This window comes from Pseudopedobacter beijingensis (genome assembly GCF_042678145.1).
Taxonomy (GTDB): Bacteria; Bacteroidota; Bacteroidia; order Sphingobacteriales; family Sphingobacteriaceae; genus Pseudopedobacter; species Pseudopedobacter beijingensis.
Genome location: NZ_JBHUDG010000013.1, coordinates 22,381 through 42,143 on the forward strand (window position 1 = coordinate 22,381; position 19,763 = coordinate 42,143).

Here is a 19,763-nt window from a genome sequence, read left to right on the forward strand (position 1 = left end):
GAATTAATTGTTTAACATGGTGATAAATCCTTTTTTCTTGGGCTGTCCCGGACCAAAATCTATCAGGTAATAATAGGTGTCTTCATTCAGCGAAGAACCTGCAATCCTGCCATCCCAGTCATTGTTATATCCCTTTTTACTGAAGATAATTCTACCGCTTTTATCAAATACCTTTACTTCACTATCAGGATATAAATCTATATTTTCAACTTTCCAGTAATCATTTAAACCATCGCCATTAGGAGATAAAAGATTAGCCGCAACCACCAAATCATAGTTATTGTTCACGGTCAATGTAAATTCCTGCGTAACACTACAACCTCCGCTATTGGTAACGAGTACTTTATAAGTAGTAGTTTGTACAGGTCTTACCGTAATTTCGGCAGTATTGGTATTGCCAATTATCCCTTCTGCATTTTCCCACTGATAGCTTGTACCTCCACCTGCTGTTAACCTTACAAGAACTCCTTTATCTACTGTTGTTCCTTTATCGGAAGTGATATTTGCCACAGGAAATTCGTTGATATTCAATGTAAATGTTTCTGTATGTCTGTCAACTCCCCCATTAGTTGTACCCCCATCATCCTGAATTATAAGCGATAATTCTACACTTCCCGAATTGTTATTATTGAATTTATACTTTATTTCTCCATTACCGTTACCTGTAAGACTCACCGTTAGCAATTCAAAAAGTTGCGGATTATCAGAAATGATGCTGGCTGTTACTATTTGTCCGCTTTCAGGTCCGGCAGTTATTCCAGTGATAGAAATTGTTTTCTCTTCTATACCGACACAGGTATTCCGGTCTCCAATTGCTGTAATTGTTGGCGCTTCATTAACATTGTTAATACTGATGGTGAAAGAATTTTCAAACGTAAAGTTCGATTGTGATGTTGCTTTTACCCTTATATTGTAGGTTTCCTGTGTTTCAAAATCTAACACAGAATTGGTTTGCAACTGGTTACCCGATATTTTAAATTTCGCATTATCTGCAGAACCCGTACCGCTAACTAATGTATAAGTTACATTTACGGATGCATCCGGAGATACTACAAAGAAATTTCCGGCAATGGTACTTACCGGCTGGTTTTCATAAAGTGTTACTGGCGTAAAATTTAATTGTGTGATGATTCCCGCTCCGGCTATCAGGTTTTCTACATTTGAATAGTAAGTAAAACCCGTATGAGTTACTGCTCTTACTCTATAGTAATATATTGTACCTGACGTTACGGTATTATCTGTATAGGCCACAATATTCTGCGCTGTTGTAGTAAGCAATGTAAAATTCACTCCATCAGTTGAGCGTTCCACCTCAAATCCGCTTTCATTTGTAGTATTATCTGCCCAGCTTAATCTGATTTCATTTAAAGACACTACTTCTGCAAGAAGCGGAGATGGTGATAAAACTGTTTGTCTGAGCAGGTCTATATATTCTATATTATTTTGCCCAAAGCCTACTCCCCACCCTAAATCTGTTCCTGCTGCAGTTTGCGAGATTGCGTTTGCCCCTTTATAATCTGATATGTCTTTATCGGGATTTGAAGGGTATTGAAAGAAATTTGTACCTGTTGCACCTGATGCGTACAGAACAGGAACACCTGCTGCCTGCAATGCTGCATACTCTGCCGTTGTATTACTATTTCCTATAGCAAATGCATGTATGGCATCTTGCAAACCTTTTCCGTTAGGTGTACCGTCATCTTTTTTAATAATAATAATTTCATTGGCAGTTATATTTAAAAACTGTCCTCCGGGATTTTCCTGCAATACCGTAAAATATGTACTGCCAGAAGTTGTATTGGGCAACAATAAATCAAGCGTAAAATCAGAAGCATCTGTATCTAATGTATGACTCTGCCCCGCAGAATTTGGTCTTCTTAAAACAATGGTAGTTCCGGAACGCATATCTTTCCAGAAATCTATATTGTTAAATTTATACCTTCCTCCGCCATCCTTATTCGCATCTGGCAGAGAAATATCTTTTACAATTAATCCCCTCATATCCAGATGATCTTTTACCACCAGTAATTCTACCGCATCCAGATATCCCTGAAAATCTGATGTAGCATTAAATATTTTATTAACAACCACCGGAGCTGTTGTAATTGCCGATGTACTAAATACATTGCTATACGCTGAATTTCCGTCCGGGTTTAATGCTCTTACTCTGTAATAGGTTGTTTGCGACTGCGAAATTCCTGTTTCAGTAAATGTACTGACATTGCTACCTACGGTTGCCAATGATGTGAAAGATACTCCGTCTGTTGATTTTTCTATCTCAAAACCTGTTTCGTTATGGGAGTTATCTGCCCAGCTTAGTGTTATACTGTTAGCATTAGAATAAAATCCTGTTAATGATGACGGTGCATCTATATAAAACAGTACCCTTAATGATGCAATGTAATCTATATTGTTTTGTCCTAGACCTGTTCCCCACCCTAAGTTATTACCAACGTTACTTGATGTAGCTTTTGTACCATTATAGTCTGCTATCGCTTTATCCGGATTTAACGGATATTGATAGTATCCTGTTCCTGTTGTTCCGGAAGCATATAAAATTGGTACTCCGGCATTTTGCATTGCTGTAAATTGTGCCGAAGTATTACTGTTTCCTATGGAAAAAGCATGTATAGCCTGATTTATGCCTTTTCCATTAGCTGTTCCATCGTCTCTTTTAATGATAACGATATCATTTTGGGTGATATTAAAAAACTGTCCTCCGGGGTCTTCCTGCAAAGGCGTAAAGTAGGTATTACCCGCCGAACCTCCTGGAAGCATTAGATTAAGTCTATAATCAGAAGCCTCTGTGTCTTCTGTATAAGCGGCATTTAATGCCGTGGGTCTTCCTAATACGATAGTAGTTCCCGAGCGCATATCGCTCCAGAAATCTATACTGTTAAATTTGTATCTGCCACCGGCATCTGTATTGCTGCTATTATTCAGAGATAGATCTTTGATGATCAACCCCCTCATATCCAAATGGTCTTCTATTACCAGTAATTCAATCGCGTCCGAATATCCTTCAAAAATATCGGTAGCATTATAAATTTTATTGATGACTACACTTTGTGCAAAACTACCAGCGCCAGACAGGAACACTAAGACAAAAGCCAGATATGTTTTTTTCATTTTACTGATTATTGAGTTTTTTCTGTACGATTTAAAATTGATGTTGTAATATTTTATTTTACGCCATCTAAAATTCCCTGATACGCTGGTTTGCGTTGATAATTATCATCAAAAGGCAAAGGCCAATCAGGTCTATTATATTCGCCTCTAATCCAGGTATCTGCATCTCCAACATTCCATGTGGTAATACCAAACTGCTGGTCTTTTGGAATAGCGTTATATGTTTTTACTATAAATTCGTATTTAGCTTTTTGCTGTGCTGCCAAACCCGCAGAAAATACCAGATCCTGAACATTATCGGGGTTCATCTGTATATCTAACTCTGCTATATGTACTTTTAGACCTGTTGCTGTCGCTGTATTTATTGCTGCTGCAAGGTTGGCGTCTGATTGCGTATAACGGGTATGCATTTGCATTCCTATTCCATGGATAGGTACCCCTTTAGATTTTAAATCGTTTACCAGATTAATAATTGCTGTTCTTTTGGTTGGTCCAAATTCATGACCATAATCATTATAAAACAGCAAGGCATCAGGATCTGCTTCATGAGCATAGATAAAAGCTTTCTCTATAAACTGAGGCCCTAATTTTTGATACCAGATGCTTTCCGTCCGCAATGTTCCATTCTCCGCCATTACTTCGTTAACAACATCCCACGATGCTACCTTTCCCTTATAATGCCCTACTACGGTTTGTATATGGTTTTTCAAGAGTTGATCCCATGCAACCGCATCGCCCTGATAATTAAGTACCCATGCCGGTGGATTTTTGTGCCATATCAACGTATGCCCGTGTACACGCATACCATTTTGCTGAGCAAAATTCACCAGATAATCTGCTTCTGTCCAATTATATACATTTTCTGAAGGATGCAACTGCGAGAATTTCATCGCATTTTCTGCCGTTACACTGTTACATTCTTTGATGACGGTTTCGCGATAAGCTGCCCGGTTCTTCAGCAGATTATTATTCACCGCAGCTCCAAAAGGAAATGGCAGTTCTCCTTTTAATGTTACTCCTTCTTCTATTGGAATAGTTAAATCCGGAGATGGAAAAACCGGCTCTTCCTGCCCTTTTATACAGCTTAAAACTGTACATATACTCATCGTCATTACAAACAAAAACTTTCTCATATCTATCATTTTTATGACTGTTTCTTATTATTTATACTTTTGTGCTGTTTTATCATAGAAGTCTTTAAGCACAAAGAATGCTTTCTTTTTCTTTCCGGTTTCTGTGATAAGACCTTTTCTGTTCCAGAAATCCTGATAATACGGGTGCTGTCTTCTTGGAGAACGGAAATCGGTTAAAATCCAGGGAGTCATTCCTCTCAACCCGCTCATGGTATTCATAAAAGGAATCTGGTGCTTATATAAAGATTCCTGAAACTCTTCTGACCAACGGGTATCTTCATCGGCGTGGAATCCCCCCAATGCATCTCCTCCTACTTCTGTTATTACAACCGGTTTGTTGTATTTAATCTGAAACTTGTATTTGGACAGATTCTTTGGCAAATCCCAATACCATCCACCATACTGGTTAAAACTTACCAGATCCAGTTTTTCACCCAAAGGGTCGTCTACAATGACATTAAAATCTTTGCGATGCACTTCTAAAGCCGCAGCTACCAATCTTGTATTATCTAATGAACGGGCTTTATCTGCCAGGTTGCTCATAAATTTAAAACGGGGTTCGCTCAACGGCGTTTCGTTCCCGATAGACCAGATAATGACACTTGACCGGTTTTTATCCCGTTCTATCAGATCGGTAAGCTGTTTTTCTGCATTTTTGTAAGTTTCGGCATTCTCCCATGATATAGTCCAATAGACAGGAACTTCTGCCCATACCAGCAATCCCATTTCATCTGCCAGTTTTACCATTTCTTCGCTATGTGGATAATGGGCAAGGCGAACGTAGTTACAGCTGAGTTCTTTCGCCCAGTTCAACATCATTCTCATATCTCCTTCCGAACGCAGTCTACCCGGTATTAAAGGGTTTTCATCATGCAGGGAAATTCCTCTCAGAAACACAGATTTACCGTTTAGCAAAATATCCTGTCCTTTGGTTTCTATAGTTCTGAAACCTATTTTATCGGATATTTTATCTGTTGCAGAAGCTATTTCTACCTGATATAGTTTAGGATTTTCCGGCGACCATAAGCTCAGTTTTTTTACCGGGATATTTACCACCGCTTTTCCCTCAGCATCTGTTTTTACGGTCATTTTTATTCCGGCTTCGGGAATATTGATAGTAATATCCTGGTTTTTCTGCTCACCTTCCAGTTTTACAAAACCTTCTATCCGGTTGCTGCTGCCTTTTGCCAGTTGTATTTTGTAATCGGCGATGTAAGTTTGGGGAAGTTCCGCAAGCAATACATCTCTGGTGATTCCTCCGTAATTCCACCAATCGGTATTTACGGTTGGTATTTCATCTTGTTTACGGGTGTTATCTGCTTTAACAACTACAAAGTTCTCTCCGGCTTTCAGTTTTCCAGTTACATCAAACTGAAACGGTGTAAAACCTCCTTTATGTGTTCCCAGCTTTTTACCATTGAGGTAAACATGTGCTTCGTAATTTACGGCGCCAAAGTATAGGATATATTTTTTATCCTGTGCAGGGGAAACATTAAATTTCTGGCGAAACCATACCGTTCCTTCATAAAATTCGAGTTTTTCTGCCTGTGAATTCCAGTCGCCCGGAATTTTCATGGTAGGAGAAAGGTCGAAGTTATATTCTATCAGTTCAGATTTATCAACCTGCTTACGGTCGTCATAAAAACCGCCCTTTCCAGATTTTGTCTGGTCGAAAGGTTCGTGTCGATAATCATAATAGCCCATTTCATAAGGGTCTATAATATAATTCCATCTCCCGTTAAGGCTGATGTGTTTTCTGGTATAAATATTCTGTATGGTATTTTGCTGTGCCACTGCAATAGCTACAGTAAAAAATAAAGCTAAAAATGTAAAGGCTCTGGATATATTCATCATTAATCAATTTTGGTAACCCGGATTTTGTATTAATGCAGGTTGTCTGTTTATGGTATTCTGTGAAAACGGGTACAGGTAGTTTTTTTCTTCAAAAACTCTGTTTTCTACTGTAAATCGGTTATATGTCAGATTTGCATTTGCATCTCTAACGATACGCATACCTGTAACGGGTTTGTTCAGATAAAGCTCTCCCAATTTCCATCTGCGTATATCGTAAAAACGATGTCCTTCGAAACATAACTCAATACGTCTTTCGTTATAAATTCTTTCGCGGATAGCTTCTTTTATTGGTTGCACATATCCGTCTCCATTAGGATTTGTTGTTTGCAAAGGCGGCATGCCTACACCCGAACGCTGGCGCACCAGATTTACGCTGCTCAACACCTCTGTCATTGCAGCAGTTCCCTGCGCTTCGTTTAATGCTTCTGCGTAATTGAGTAAAATCTCTGCATACCTGAATACTACCCAGGGACGTCTTGCCAATGTATTTGAGTTTTGATTCCAGTTTGCCGCCTCGCTCAGGAATTTACGCATGTAATAACCCGTTTTGGTGGCGTTTATATTTTTATTTAAACCATCATTACCTCCAACAAATGTTTCTATCTGCTTTCCTTTAAAAGTTCTGCTGTTATAATTTATGGTTAAATCAAAACGGGGATCCCGGTTGAGGTAAGGAGTAGATTCATTATATAATGTATTGGCGGGGTCGTTTATCAATCTGCCATTTTTGGTTTCGAAAGCATCTACCAATTCCTGCGTGGGATTAGTTCGACCACGAGCTCCATCATAACTTATAGGCGCATTATCCTGTTCTATATCATTACGGTTTTGTGCTCTTGTGGCAAAAATCACTTCATTATTATAAGGTGCAGCACCATAATTGAATATATTAGTGTAATTACTATATATGGTATGTGCTTTTAAATCTATTATTTCCTTTGCTGCATTTGCGGCTTGTTGCCAGGTTATACCACTCTCTGCTGCATACAACGGACTTGCCGCATATAGCAACAATCTGGATTTTAGTGCCATTGCTGCTGTTTGTGTTGCTCTTCCTTTATCTCCGCTTCTCCAATAATATCTTCCTGTACTTTCTCCGGTCCATAATGGCAGGTTTGAGTTGACTGCACTATCGCAATCCAGCAGTATCTGCTCTAAACATTCCTGATAGGTATTTTTAGGTAAGTTAAGGTTCTCTCCTCTGTTAAAAACGCGGGTAGCAAGGGTTACAGCTCCGTATCTTTTCACCAACTCGAAATGGAATAACGCCCGCAGAAAAAATGCCTGCCCTTTTAACCTGCTTTTATCTTCTGCAACAGTTAATCCATCTGTGGCAATAATAGCAGCGCCATCCAGATTTTGCATAAACAGATTTACTTTGCGCAAACCTTCATATAAACTATTATACTGATCATCAACAACACGCAAAGGCCCCCATGTACCATTATTAAAAATGCTGATGGTGGCATTTACCCCTGAATTTACAGCCTCGTCTGTTCCGGATGCCAGCATACCGCCATTACCGTCTATGTTAAATCCTTCTGGTATAGAGAAGTAGGCATTATTAAGTACGCCTCTCGCATAAGCATCATTTCCCCAGACCTCTTCTTCTTTTATTGCCCCATCTGTAATAGAGCCATCCTGCAAATAATCATCGCTACATGCCCCAAAGAACAACAGGGTTACAAATGACAGACTGGTTATTGCTTTTGAAAAACAGAACCGTATATTTTTATATAATTTCATAATCATCATCTGCTTTATTAAAATTTAAGGTTCATTCCTAATGCAAAAGTTGAGAGATAAGGATAGGACGAATTAAATCCTGCTTCCGGTATTTCAGGATCTATCGGCAAATTGCCCAGCTTATCGAAAGTCAACAGGTTAAATCCGCTCACATAAAATCTGCAACTTGTAAGTTTTAATCTTTTTGTGGTGCTTTCTGGCAGAGTATAGCCCAGTTCCACATGCTTAAGTTTCAGAAAATCTCCCGAACGCAACCAATAGTCTGAATTAGCGGTATTATTTGTTCGGTCATTAATCGTTAACCTTGGATAAAGGGCTTCTTCTGCCGTTGCAGGTGTCCAGCGATAGGCGCTGAACTGATTTATATAACCTGAATTTGATGTTCCTGAGTTTACCAGAGAATTTATCTGTATAGTACGTCCTGTAACTCCCTGAAAAAGAAAAGACACATCAAATCCTGCATATTTTGCAGAACCGCCAAAACCAAAATAAGCTGTCGGAATATCTGAATAATTAGTAGAAACAAAATCTAAATTATCTATAACTCCATCATTGTTAATGTCTTTATAGCGTATATCTCCGGGTTTTACAGCCCCCGAAAAACGTTGTACAGGAGCTTCTGCTATTTCTTCTTCGCTTTGGAACAACCCTTCTGCTATTAAAAATCTTCTTACAGTACCATCGCCATGTACTACACCGCCAATAGGGAAACCTACCTGACGTTGATAATCAGGTAATCCGCCTTCTTCGTTTAACGAAAGTATCTTGCTCTTTACATAGGTATAGTTACCATGCAATCCAAAGGTTACTTTATTAATCGTTTTGGTAAAACTCAGGTTTCCTTCAACTCCCTGATATTGCGCTTTTCCTGCATTGATCTGAACCAGTTGCTCACCTATAATTCCCGAAGAAAGGTCTGTTGTCAATAAATCACTGCGGGTTTCATGAAAATAGTCTGCACTTAAAGTAAAGGCTTGTTTAAGAAAACGAGTATCGAAACCTAAACTTGCTTTTTTTGCTTTTTCCCAGGTTAGATCAGGATTTGCCAATTCAAGTTGTGCTGTATTGGGTACATTGCTGTAGCCTGTTCCAAAAAAATACTGTGTTCCTCCCCGAGTGAAATAATTATTGAAAGCAAAACGGCGAGCCGCTCCTATCGCATCATTCCCCACCAGTCCATAAGAACCTCTTAACTTAAAATAATCCAGAAATTTTGATGATTTCAGGAAGTTTTCTTCCGATACAATCCATCCGGCAGAAATTGCAGGAAACCATCCAAACCTGTTTCCTTTTATAAAATTCTGTGAACCAGAGTATGAAGCTATTAAATCTGCAAAATAACGCTGGTTATAACTGTACGATAACCTGTTTGAAATTCCTTCGCGTTTATCATCTAACCTTCCTGACGATGCCGAAACCGCTCTTTGTACGCGAGTAGAGAATTTAAATCCATGTTTATTAAAATTTCTGTCGTAATCGAAACCCGCCCAGAACTCATTGTTCCTCAAATTTCCGCTAAAAGTGCTTGATGCATAGTCTAAAGGTGATTGGTTTCCAAAACGGGTATAATTTCCCGGACTGGCCAACTCGTAAACCTCATAGTTTTGTGTAAACCCTGAAGTATAAAGTCCTGTCATATCATAAGTATAAAACAGGTTTAAAGACAATCCTTTAAGCCAGCTATCTAATTTCTGTCTTACATTTGCGGTTGCCAGTAAAGTACGGTAAACGTCGGTTATATTTCCCCTTGCTTCTAACATAGCCAAAGGGTTATTTCTGAACAACGAGCTTCCTCCGTAACTTTCATCGGCATTTAAAACTGCAAAAGCATTGGATGGCGTAGTAAAAATAGTATTCAGAAAGCTTGTGTTACCGTCTCTCGGATACCTTAAATTAGCGACTCTTCCGCCTACATCTAATGAAACATCCAGATTCTTGTTAATATGAAGGTCAAGATTTGTACGAAAATTGTACCTCCTGAAATTGGTATTGGAATTATAATTCGCATTATTTCCTCCTTTATACAAGCCATCCTGATCATAAAAGCTCAACAGCGTAAAATATCTCGCAAACGCGTTTCCTCCGCTTACTGTCGCCACATAACGCTGTACAGGAGAAACTTTTTTCAGAAACTGAGAAGGAAAATCATTATCCGGATAAGTATATGGATCTTCGCCGGTATAATAACCTACTAAATCTTGCTGACTATATTGTGAAGATAATCCGTCGTTTTGCCTTGCTTCATTGTAAAGAAACGCATAAGCATAAGACTTCAGAGGATTTGTTAAAGTTACCGGCGTTTGTACTCCGCCCTGTGCATCAAAAGTTATTTTGGTTGAGCTTGCGCTGCCTCTTTTGGTTGTGACATAAATTATACCATTAGCACCGTTCATGCCATACCATGAAAGCGTTCCGGCATCTTTTAACACACTGATGCTTTCTATTTCATTAACATCCATATCTACGAAATCACGGGCGACTCCGTCAACCAAAACAAGTGGCGACTGACCACTGTTGTAAGACGACCTGCCTCTGATAAGAAAAGTGGCATCATCTGTCCCCGGCCTGTTTCCTGTTTGCTGTATATGCAAACCAGACAATCTCCCTGTAAGTGCATTGTTTAGTGTAGATAGCGGCAACTGTGGCAAATCTGCATCTGTTACAGTACTTATTGTTGCAGTAACTTCTCTTTTCTTTCTTAAACCAAAGGGGATGTAAACGTTGTCATCGTCTCCAGCTTCAATCAGGCTTTCATTAAGTATTATCGGTTTTTCTGGTTTTATCTCATAAGCGGCTATGTATACAGTGTTAAAACCGGCTTTTTTTAACACCAATCTATCATTACCGGAACAGGTAATGTTAAATTTACCTTCTTTATCTGTAAATATACCCTGTGTTTTTTCCTGAACTAAAACAGATACTCCTTCTACCGGTTGTCCGGTTGAATTTTTGACGATACCGTTAACCATTATATCTTCTGACTGGGCAATTACCCCTGCTGATGATAAAAGGCACAGCAATAAGCTGATGATATATCGGATATTAATTAATTTCATCTTTAGACTTTTGAAAATTTTCAATAATTTCATTTACCTGCGATTTACCACTCGGGATTTTGAATTAAAATGCCCTGACTCTTAAATACTTCATTTCTTGGTATAGGATACAAGTACATATGATCTTCAAATTTTTTCTGATATATAATCGGCAGTGTTACCACATTGTAGGTGAAACTTCCGTCGAGTTTTTTTACCACATCCATCCCTTTCATTGGTTGTGTTAATATTTCTTTAGCTTGTTTCCAACGGATGAGGTCGTACCAACGGTGATCTTCAAACGCAAGTTCTACTGCCCGTTCATGCCTGATAACTTCCCCCATCTGTTCTTTGGTGAGATTACTCGGAATATCAGGCATATTTGCCCTGCCACGAATCTCATTGATATAATCTCTTATCCTACTGTCAGCCTGCGGGCTGTTATGGTATTCGTTACTGGCTTCTGCATAGTTCAAAAGTATTTCTGCGTACCTGAAAAATACATAGTTAAGCAATGCCCTTTGCGTCGTGTTCCTTACATACACTTCTGGCCACATTTTCCGGCAGTAATATCTGGTTGCAGAATAGATAATGTTATTTGGTCTGAAATCAGCTCCGTAAGTTACTGTTCCGTTTGTAGCGGTTTGCGACCACATGCCCATTTTTCTACCCTGCCAATCAGCATCATTGTATAATATATTGGCTTTTAACCTCGGATCTCTTCCTTCATACGGATTCTGAGGATCATAACCAGACGCCGGGTCGGTAATAGGTAATCCGGTTGCCTGCATTTCATACATATCCACATGGTTCTGTGTTGGGTTCATCGAACCCTGCGCACCTCCGGAACCCGGCGACATCACAAAGTCAAGCAGAAAACCATCTATAACTCTGGGAGGTCTTATTTTAATCATAATATATTCCGGAGACTGAGATACATTAAGTATATCGGCATAAGTTCCCTGTAGACTATAAGGGTTTTCAGGCATTTTTATCACCGAATCTGCAGCGTCTACAGCCAATTTCCACTTGGCAAGGTCATGCTCAGGATTATTTAGTGTACTGGCTGCATAAAGCAGCATTCTGGAACGCAATGAACGGGCTGCGCCTTTTGTTGCTCTGCCATAATTTGAAGCATTATGGCTCACCGGCAACAGGTTATCTGCCTGAGCAAGATCTGCAAGAATAAAATCTACACATTCCTGATAGGTGTTTCTTGGAATATCTACATCGTCAAAAATTGTTGCTGGTTTATCTGCTATCGGTACTCCTCCAAATCTTTTAATCAGTTCGAAATAAAGGAATGCCCTGATAAAGTACATTTCTCCCTTTATCCTGTCTACAGGCTGGTTAGTCCAGGGTACATCATTTATTCTCGCCAGCATAACATTGGTAATCCTGATACCTGCATAAGCCCGTTCCCATACATCTCCAATATCATTAAGAGACGCACCTCCTCTTTCATAATGATCATGGAATAATCCCTGATTTAAGGTTCTTACAGATACATCTGTGTTGCCCGAAACGGCTTCGTCAGATGCTTGTGAGGTAGTACCCCGATGTGCATTAAAACGGGCATATTCATCTATTAAATGATTGTAGGCGTTATCAGCATAATTCATCGCCAGATTAGGGTCGCTAAAGATTTTTTCTTCGGAAAGATCTGCTCCGGGTGTTCTGTCGAGGAAATCTTTTTTACAGGAAGCAATCGCTGCAAAAACCACTAAAAAGGATATATAATAAGTTACTTTTTTCATGTGAGTATTACAATTGAAGGTTTACGCCCAGATTATAAATACGGGATGTAGGGTAAATAGACTGCTTAGAAAAATCTGTATTGGTTACGTTAATATTTTCCGGATCGAGATACATCTTAAACTTCGTCCATGTAATTAAATTCTGTCCGGTAAGAAATATTCTCAGAGAAGATATTTTCAATGGCTGTAGCATTCTCGCCGGCAAGCTCCATGATATTTCGGCATTTCTGAGTTTTACATAAGAAGCATCCTGCAAAATAAAATCGTTTAACTGATAACTGATATACGGGTTTCCTCTTGAATGCAGCGCGGGCCATGTTGCTGTCGCAGCAGTTTCCGGTGTCCAGCGGTTCAGCATAAACTCGTACATTTGCTGTCCGTTATTCTGTTCTGTGAGTATCACATCAGAACTTACATTAGCTACACCCTGAAACATCAGCGAAAACGAAAAACCTTTATAGGCAAGCCTTGGCGTTATACTAAAAATATATTCCGGCGTACGGGAAAAACCTATAGGAGCTCTGTCATCACTGTTAATTCTTCCATCACCGTTATAATCCACATATTTTAAATCTCCGGGAATAGGTGTCCCTAATTCATTGGGAATGTAATTATTTATATCTTCCTGAGATTGATAAAAACCATTGGTAATGTAACCAAAAAACTGACCTACTCTTTTTCCTTCCTGTTTTTGATAATCAGGACGACCAATTGGCTCATCCCTGCTTATTATCCGGTTACGGGCAAAAGAAAGCTGGGAGTTTAATCCGTAACTTAGTTCTCCTGCCTGTTTGTTAAAATCGAGCTCAATTTCATATCCTTTGTTATATACTTCGCCTACATTTAACGAGGGATAAGGCTGACCTAAAATTTCCAGTCCCGATTGTCTGGGTGTAAGGATATCTTTTCTTGTTTCGTCAAACAGGTCTATATTTAAAGTGATAACATTATTGAAAAATTTACTTTCTATACCTACGTTTCTTTTAGTTCCTGTTTCCCAGGTAATTTGTGGATTACCTATAGAATTTTCCGGCAGATGTACTACCGGGTAAGTTGTTACGCTGTTAGGGTCTCCAAATCTCACTGCATTGCCCGGAATAGAATACGCAGGCGAACCTACCAGATTAACAGAGGTAACTCTCGAATAATTGGTAAGGTATAAAAACCTTCTTCCTATATCGTCATTCCCTACTATACCATAACTCCCACGTAATTTAAGGTGATCAATCCATTTGCTCTCTTTAAGAAAATCTTCATTACTAATAGTCCATCCGGCAGATATGGCAGGGAAGAAACCATATTTTAGACCTGCCGGAAAGTTTTCTGAACCATTATAGGCAGCATTAAACTCGGCAAAATATTTTTCGGCATAATTATACGTCAGACGATTAACTACACCCTGCGATGCTTTTGGAGGAGCTGTAGTTGCAGATGAGCCCTGTACATTAATCAACTGACGGGTAAACAACACTAATCCTGATAAATTATGGTGTCCGAAACTCCGGTCATAATTAAATCCGGTTTGCAGATTAGAATGTATAGTTCCACCAAAATTATTGATAAGTCCGCTTAAAGGCTCATCCCTGGGACGATCTCCTGTTAAAGTAATTTCCTTAGAATCGCGGTCTATAACATAAGCTGCCCAACTTGCATTACGTCTGGTTGTACTTTCAAAATAAGAATCATAAGCATAGGTGGTCTTAAAAGACAGACCTTTAGTAATTGCATCTAATTTATAATTGAGTACAAAAGTACTTTGTACACTGTTATTATCGTCATTACGCGTTCCCCAACGAGTTAATACTCCCAAAGGATTCCAGATGTTTGTGCCTACACTTGGATTTTGTGCCAAACGACCATCTGGCAACATAACCGGATAAGCAAATGCAGGTACTTGTAAGATTCTGGAAATCATTGCTTCTACATTGTCATAAGAGAATGAATTACCCTGCAAACCAGAAGGCTGATAACGTTTTTGCAACCTTCCGCCCAGTTTTACACCCACATCAAGATTCTTGCTGAGCTTGATATCAATATTAGACCTGAAATTATAACGATTATAGTCTGGCGTGGATTTGATCTGATAAGGAGAATCGAACTTTTTAAAAATACCATCTTCAAATAAATACCCTACCGATGCAAAGTATTTAATCACTTTTGTTCCTCCGCTTACGTTTACGTTGTGCTGTGTTTGCGGATAAAATTTACGTGTTACGTAATTGAACCAGTTGATATTGGGATAACCTATAGGATCTGAGCCGTCTTTAAATTTTTGCAAAGCAGTTTCGCTCCATGTGGGACTAAGACCATCATTTCTATTGGCTTCATTTATAAGATAAGCATTGGAATAAGCGTCCAGCGATTTGGGTATTCCAGTATAAGTCTGCAGGCTTATATTTCCACTATAACTTACTCTGGGCTTATCTTCTTTACCAGATTTTGTAGTTACCACAATAACTCCATTTGCTCCCCTTATACCAAATATGGCTGTAGAAGAAGCATCTTTAAGGACAGAAATAGACTCAATTTCGTTAGGATCTATATCCCCAAAATCTGGCCTTTCCACACCATCAACAATAACAATGGCACTTGAATTATTATATGTGGCAACACCCCTTATATTGATTTGCGCACTATTGGATCCGGGCTGGCCACTTCGCTGTACTGCTCCTAACCCCGGAGTACGGCCAATAAGACTGTTGGTTACATTAGAAGTTGGCGATTTAAGTATTTCTTTACCGCTTATTGTGGTTATAGCACCGGTTAACGTAGCTTTTCTCTGCGTACCATAACCTACGACAATTACTTCCTGTAAGTTTTGTGCATCTTCTACCAGAGTAATATTTATTATGGTTTCTGTACCAACAGACTTTTCCTGACTTACAAAACCTAAATAAGAAAAAGTAAGAACGGTCTTTCTATCAGGAATCCTGATGGTATACTTACCATCAACGTCTGTTAAAGTACCAGATTGTAAACCTTTTATCCTAACCGTTACACCCGGCAAAAGTTCTCCGGTAGACGATTTAACAACTCCAGTTATGGTAACTTGTTGCTGTTTTATTTGCTGAGAGATGTCTTCATACCTTACTACATTAGCATCTTCTCTGTATTTCTTTAAAATTATTCTGTCGTTGATGATCTCGTAGGATATATCATGTTGCAGCAATAAATCATCTAAAATAGCTTTGAGCTTTATTCCTTGAGCCGTAATAGATACCTTATCGCTGGTACTAACAAAATCCTTACTGTATACGAATTTCACGTCTGCTGACATTTCCAGCTTCTTAAGTGCTTCATCTAAATAAACGTTCTTTAACGATAGGTTAATGGTCCTATCTAAAACGCCCTGAGCACTAACATTTGAAGCTAAAGAAACACCCGTAAATATTGCAAACAACATCATTTGCATAAACGTTATCCTCATAATTTTTACAAAATCAGGGTATTGTAAACTACATTTCATTATATTTGAATTGTTTCTTTTGGTTAAAAATTGAGACAAAAAAAGACCTGTACCTTAAAATTACAAGGTATTATCAACAAGGTTTTAGTAAGACTAAGGGAGCCTCTACTCACCCTTAGTCTTCTTTTTAATTAAATTCTAAGTTTTATTTATCTAGTATTTCATATCATTTCATTACAGGTTTATCATTTGGTTATATCTTAATTACATCCTTTGCCGGTGATTACAATCTGTCCGTCTTTAATTTCATAAGAAGCATCCACAGATTTACATATCATCTCTAAGATGGATGGTAGGTTCTGATCGGAGAAATCTGCTTTAAGTACACAATCTCCAACTGTTTTGTTTATAGCTATATCTACATTAAAATTAGATTCGAGTACCTCAACTACATCTTTGATAGCGTTGTTATCGAATGAAAGCTTAGATTTTTTCCAGATTTGCACTTCTGACTTCTCTGGTATACCTGCTTTTTTCAACGATTGTTCTGTAACAGAAAAAACCGCTTTTTGTTTAGGCATTAACAAAACCTGCTGATCTTCCTTTTCCGAAACATTTACAGCAACCTTACCCGTTACCACAGACACCTCTGTGTCTTTACCTGCCTCTGCATTAATCAAAAAGCTTGTACCCAATACTTTTGTTGTTAGCCCGCCGCCGTATATGTAAAATGGACGTTCCGGATTTTTTGCAACTTCAAAAAACACCTTCCCTGTCATTTTAACTTCTCGCTTATCTATCGCAAACCTTTCCGGAATTTCAACCTTTGCTCCCGGGCTTAACCATATCACCGTTCCATCTTCCAGCTCTCGTTGATACAGCCTATTCCCCTGATTTTCCAACACCAAAAACTTCACCTCTTTAATCTGCGATACATTACTACCTGCTATTGTATTTTTTGTATGATCCTGATAAAACATGAAACCCAGAACAAGTAAAACAATAGCAGCTGCACTGCTTATCCAATAATAAAGAGGTTTAACCCTACGCTTATCTGACATCGTCTCGTTATTATCTATCCTTAGATTTATACGATTCAGCATCAGATTTCGAAGCCTATGTTTTTCTTCACTCGTCAGTTTTTCTAAAACATCTTGCTCCTTATCAAAAGAATTGTACCAAACAATTACAGTAGCCTTCTCTTCTAAGGTACATTCACCATTCAGATATTTCTTTATCAATTCCGCAGTAATTCTATTATTTACGGGCATCTATCAATATATTATTTAGGTTTTATATAGATATGTCAGATAAGTGAAGCCTTACACCTACTCTAACATTAAAAAATTTTATTTTTTTTATTAAGAGTCCGTTTATATATTAAATACTGTTTTTTACTCCCGTTTTATATAACAACTTTAATAACCTCGTTTTTTATTCTTCCTCAGAAGCTTTAGATCAGTACAAGTATTAAAAACACCCGCTATTAACTAACATATAGTCTACACCCCCCATCCCGGCCACTATTATCTTGCCTACTGATTACCCATTCCCCTTAACCTTACCTCTATTATCATCAATACTTTAACTGTACTATTATGAATTTAATTTTTCTCCATTATTTCTCTAAGTTGAGTCCATGTTTTTAATCAAAAACATGGACTTTATATGGTATTATATTAGATAAACATCTGTTACTAAGACAAGTAAATAGAGTTAATTACAGGATAATTTGGTATATTAGTTATTGTTAACCAATTATACACTAAACTATGGCAGTAATAGACAGCAGAGGGAGACTTCATGGGAAAATAGGAAATGTAGTTTACCGTACCGTAGGTGACATGAAAATAGTACAGGCCAGGCCAGCGAGAGTACGACAGACGCTTTCGACCAAAGAAAGTGCATTGGAATTTGGCCTGATAAGTAATTGTGGACGTATTCTGAGAAACCTGTATTCCTCTTTTTCATCTTACAGTGATGGCAGGTTACTTAACCGTATGAATGTAAGTCTGCTGAAAAGCCTGAAGGATACCGAAAAAAAACGTGGTGAACGAGACCTGCATGACGGTAACCCTAAACATTTGCAGGGGTTGCAGTTCAACATAAATTCACCACTGACAGAGGTACTTGCTGTTCGGCCGCAATGTTCCCTTACAGATGGAGGGATGAGGGTGCAGGTACCTTCTTTTAATGTATCTGAAGACCTGCAACTACCAAAACATACAAAGAACGCTGTCCTTCGCCTGATGGTGGCTGCCATCAGTTTCAGAGAAGGCTACTATGAATACCTGGACTATATGGATATCCCCTTGCAGTATGGAAAGGTTATACCGGAGCAGGAATGGCTTTCTGAAATTGTACTCCCAAAAGGTTGCATCGTTTTAGTAAGTGCCTCTATCCATTGCTTTGGAATAAAAGGTATTGACGGAGAACCTTTAAGTCTGAATGGTAAGGAGTTCTGCCCAGCGGAGATTATCGGGGCCTACAATATAAAGGAGGACGAGGCCGGAGCTACGGGCGAGATGGAGGACGATATAACCGATGAACCCCTTCAGAAAAAAACATTTTATACACGCCACCGCCTGATTAATTACCGTGGGGAAGAAATACTGAAAGAGATTGCCCGCAAACGAAAACGTGACAAAAAGTACCAGGCACAACTTGCCCGCAAAAAAACAGAAAAAACGGGAGGAGAATTCAGTACTGACGGGATGACAATACCTATAGCGGAAAAAGTATTTTACAAGAGGGAATAAGACTAAATGCTTAACATCCTTCATCTCTTTCAGATCATTGATTGACGAGGTACAATTCGGGACAACTAAGAATTATATTTTAAAACCACTCTATTTGGTGTTTTTATAGATTTATGGCTCTTGCTCTAACGGATTTAAAAGGTAAAGAATGCCTCATCATATTGAGCTACTTTTGTGGATGACTCTTTTTGTTAAAAAAGAATCAAATATAAGCACACTGTGTCAGAACGAGCATATTTTCACAAAGAATAAAAATACAGGCAGTTTAATGGAGTGGTCTCTTCATTTTCAAAATATATCGGGAACAAGCTATTTATTGTTCAAATAAATAAAAAGTGCAGCGGTAATATATTCTTTTAGGTTTATTCTTAAAATTTTCAATGCTTTTGTTAAATGGTTCTCTACCGTTTTGGTAGATATACCTAATTTCTCTGCAATTTCTTTAGTGTTGAGATTCTCTTGTCGGCTTAGCCTAAACACATACTGGCATTTATCTGGTAATTGACTAATTTCATCTTCTATAACCTTATTTAATTCATTAAGATAAATCTGATTTAAAGTATAATCGTTGTATTGTTCTTCTGGCGGCAGGCTTAATCTATAATTACTCCGGGTAATTTCTTTTTGCAGGTAATTTAAGACCAAATAGCGTACGGAGGTAAAAATATAAGCTTCAAAGGAGGTATGTATTTTAATTACCGATCTTTTTTCCCAAAGAGAAACAAAAAAATCCTGTACAATTTCTTCTGCAATAACTCCGCTTTTTACCCTTTTATAAACCGATGAATAAAGTTTATCCCAATACTTTAAATAGACAGTTTCAAATGCACTGCGGTCTCCTTTTTTTAGCTGTTCTAAAAGACCCTCTTCATCAATCTCACGAATTTTAGTCATTAACAGAGTTGGTAATTAAATTACAATTATTTTGAGGTTTATCAATTATT

Annotated in this window: 10 protein-coding genes; 1 reads left to right on the forward strand and 9 read right to left on the reverse strand. The window is 38.3% G+C overall.

Features of this window, described 5'->3' with window-relative positions:
• Positions 1-3 precede the first annotated feature (3 nt).
• From ACFSAH_RS08955 to ACFSAH_RS08990, 8 genes are all read right to left on the reverse strand, one after another.
• Complete coding sequence (locus tag ACFSAH_RS08955) at positions 4-3,129, reverse strand: T9SS type B sorting domain-containing protein (RefSeq protein ID WP_379662381.1); 3,126 nt, start codon at positions 3,127-3,129, stop codon at positions 4-6.
• A 53-nt stretch (positions 3,130-3,182) separates the two neighbouring features.
• Complete coding sequence (locus tag ACFSAH_RS08960) at positions 3,183-4,262, reverse strand: endo-1,4-beta-xylanase (RefSeq protein WP_379662382.1); 1,080 nt, start codon at positions 4,260-4,262, stop codon at positions 3,183-3,185.
• A 27-nt stretch (positions 4,263-4,289) separates the two neighbouring features.
• Complete coding sequence (locus tag ACFSAH_RS08965; protein WP_379662383.1) at positions 4,290-6,116, reverse strand: glycoside hydrolase family 2 protein; 1,827 nt, start codon at positions 6,114-6,116, stop codon at positions 4,290-4,292.
• Between the two features lie 3 nt (positions 6,117-6,119).
• On the reverse strand, positions 6,120-7,862 hold the full coding sequence (locus ACFSAH_RS08970; RefSeq protein WP_379662384.1) for a RagB/SusD family nutrient uptake outer membrane protein: 1,743 nt from the start codon (positions 7,860-7,862) through the stop codon (positions 6,120-6,122).
• A 17-nt stretch (positions 7,863-7,879) separates the two neighbouring features.
• Positions 7,880-10,918: a SusC/RagA family TonB-linked outer membrane protein gene (locus ACFSAH_RS08975; protein WP_379662385.1), complete on the reverse strand. Its 3,039-nt coding sequence runs from the start codon at positions 10,916-10,918 to the stop codon at positions 7,880-7,882.
• Between the two features lie 44 nt (positions 10,919-10,962).
• Positions 10,963-12,654: a RagB/SusD family nutrient uptake outer membrane protein gene (locus ACFSAH_RS08980; protein ID WP_379662386.1), complete on the reverse strand. Its 1,692-nt coding sequence runs from the start codon at positions 12,652-12,654 to the stop codon at positions 10,963-10,965.
• A 7-nt stretch (positions 12,655-12,661) separates the two neighbouring features.
• Positions 12,662-16,120, reverse strand: coding sequence for a TonB-dependent receptor (locus ACFSAH_RS08985; protein ID WP_379662387.1), 3,459 nt, complete (start codon positions 16,118-16,120; stop codon positions 12,662-12,664).
• 200 nt (positions 16,121-16,320) lie between these two features.
• Positions 16,321-17,331 (reverse strand): FecR family protein, encoded by a 1,011-nt coding sequence (locus tag ACFSAH_RS08990; RefSeq protein WP_379662388.1) that lies wholly within the window; start codon positions 17,329-17,331, stop codon positions 16,321-16,323.
• 501 nt (positions 17,332-17,832) lie between these two features.
• On the opposite strand from ACFSAH_RS08990, the gene ACFSAH_RS08995 reads away from it, so the two are divergent.
• A complete protein-coding gene (locus ACFSAH_RS08995; protein ID WP_379662389.1) occupies positions 17,833-18,819 on the forward strand; it encodes a hypothetical protein in 987 nt (328 codons plus the stop codon).
• 309 nt (positions 18,820-19,128) lie between these two features.
• Here ACFSAH_RS08995 and ACFSAH_RS09000 read toward each other — a convergent pair whose 3' ends face one another.
• Positions 19,129-19,713, reverse strand: a complete 585-nt coding sequence (locus tag ACFSAH_RS09000; RefSeq protein WP_379662390.1) for an RNA polymerase sigma-70 factor — start codon at positions 19,711-19,713, stop codon at positions 19,129-19,131.
• Positions 19,714-19,763 lie beyond the last annotated feature (50 nt).